This is a genomic window from Sandarakinorhabdus sp. (genome assembly GCF_032115815.1).
GTDB lineage: Bacteria > Pseudomonadota > Alphaproteobacteria > Sphingomonadales > Sphingomonadaceae > Sandarakinorhabdus.
The window spans coordinates 1-2178 of sequence record NZ_JAUMBI010000158.1 but is presented as its reverse complement, the minus strand read 5'-3'; the positions used below and the strand labels follow the sequence as shown (position 1 = coordinate 2178).

Annotated in this window: 2 protein-coding genes; one reads left to right on the top strand and one right to left on the bottom strand. The window is 61.2% G+C overall.

Going from position 1 to position 2178, the window contains the following annotated elements; genetic code table 11:
- On the top strand, positions 1 to 866 hold an 866-nt coding region (locus RT662_RS09425), incomplete at its 5' end, for a class I SAM-dependent methyltransferase (protein WP_313670460.1).
- Between the two features lie 6 nt (positions 867 to 872).
- Here the strand turns inward: RT662_RS09425 and RT662_RS09420 are convergent.
- Positions 873 to 2178 (bottom strand): Ig-like domain-containing protein (locus tag RT662_RS09420; RefSeq protein WP_313670459.1); only part of this gene is annotated, 1306 nt, incomplete at its 5' end.

Sequence of the window (2178 nt, the reverse complement as noted above, 5' to 3'; positions counted from 1 at the left end):
ATTCGAAACCCGATGCCGATAAACCCCTGTCACGTCTGGAGGCCTTGGTGGAACTGAGCATCGACATCCGCAGCCTTGCCGAATTCCGGGCCGCACTCGACAACCATCATGACTTATTGGCCGCTGACGCCGTTAACCGGCTGGGCGCCCGCATTTTGGCCACCGGTTGCCGCGAACCCTTGACGGATCGACGGATCCTGCCGTTCGAGCTGGAACCGGGTAGCGGCTGGCGCGAAGGTCTGGCGTCCGGCGGCCTTTCCTCCCGTGTGCGCGGCGTGATGCGCTGCATGGAACAGGTGATCGTTGATCAGGGCCTGACGTCACCGCGGATCTATGCTGCCGAGGGGCTAACCGCCTTTGCGCTGACAATGCGAGGCCTCTATCCGCGCTTTCTGGGTTCGGAGTTCACCACCAGCCCCGAACGGATGCAATGGATGTATCCAATCCCGTGCGAAGATCTGCAGGCGTTGTCGATGCCTGATGACAGCTTTGATCTGGTTTCAACGAACGAAGTGCTGGAACATGTGCCCGATATCGACAAGGCGCTAAAAGAAATGCACCGCGTGCTGAAGTCGGGTGGCTGGCATTTCGGCACAGTCCCATTCCTGTTCTTCGAGGAAACCGGCCAAGTACGCGCCGCGCTGAATGCGCATGGCAGCCTGATTCACCACATGGAACCGCAGTATCACGGCGACCCGATGAATGAAGGCGGGGTACTAGTTTTCGAGTTGCCAGGCTGGGATCTCATAACACGCGCCCGCGCCGCCGGCTTCCGCGATGCCTTCATGCGTTTCACGATCTCGACCGAACATGGTGTGCTGTCGGAACATATCGGCGGCGTGCTGGTCTTCTGCTGCCAGAAATAGCCCGCGTTATGCAAACACGCCGGTACCGACCAGTTGTGTTCCGATCAGCGTGGAACCGAGATCGACCCAGTTGCTGCTCGACCAGTAGATTGCCAATCCTTGCGTATTCTGCAGCAGAACATCGTCACGGCCATCACCGTTCAGATCGTCGAACCCGGCAAAGCGCCATTGCGGCCCGATGGTGGCAAAATCGCGGAAACCTTGCCCGCCCCGGGTCACGTCCCAGAAAATGGTTACGCCATCGTTGCGCTGCAGGATGAAATCATCGGCAAGCCCGCCAACCACATCGCCCAGCCCAGCGATGGTCCAGCCTGGCCCCAGCGTGATGAGGTCACGCCAGCCCTGATCGGTGAAGGCGATCACCGCGCCGCTGCTGGTGTTCTGCAGGATCACGTCATCCTTGCCTGAGCCGTTGATGTTGGCGACCCCCGCCACGCTCCAGCCTGACGCCAAACCGAACAGATCGGTGATGGTGCCGGCCACCGGATCAAGGATGCGCAACTGGCCGGTGGCGTTCTTCAGCAACAGATCGGTGGCGCTGTTGCCGACCAGATCGCCCCTGGCAATCACCTCGAACCCTGGAGCCGCCGGCAACACAGCAAAGCCATTGCCGCCCAGTGTTGGGTCCCAGCGGATCAAGCCACCGCCTGGCTGGCTGATCAGTACATCGGCGCGCCCATCGCCGGTAAAGTCCGCCGTAGCTGCCACACTGCTGTCTGCGCCAAGCCGGAAGAAATAAGTGAAGCCAGCAGATCCCTGCGTTGAATCCCAGGTGATCAGATCGCGCGAGCCGGGCAGGAACAGTACAAGTTCCTCCGGGATCAGCCCCATCAGGCCATCGGCGAACTCAAGCCGTTCAACATTGCTCAGCGTGTCTGTGCCGTTGCCTTGCGGGCGCAGGTCGCGCACGGTCACGTTGCCGTTGGCGCGACTGATCTCGTAATCCAGTCGGGCACCGCTGTAGACCAGCGTGTCCAGACCGCCCAAGCCATCGATTGTTTCGTTGGCGGATTGGCTTACCAGGCGATCGTCGGCCGGAGTTCCAGTGACTGGGACAATCGCGGGCGGTGCCGTCGTGAAGTCATAGGCGCTGGTGCCGACATAGGCATTGCCGGCGGTGTCACGGACGGCGCGCGACGGGATGACCACGAAATAATGCGTTCCCGCAGCCAAGTTATTGGTGGTGTCAATTGTGAGGGTGCTGCCAGAGATCGTCAATCGGGCGCTGTCGGCAGCGTTGAAGCTCTCCACGATGGGGCCTGTGGCCGAGCCTGAGCGCAGGGTGATGGCGCCGGTGCCGCGTGCAATCGCT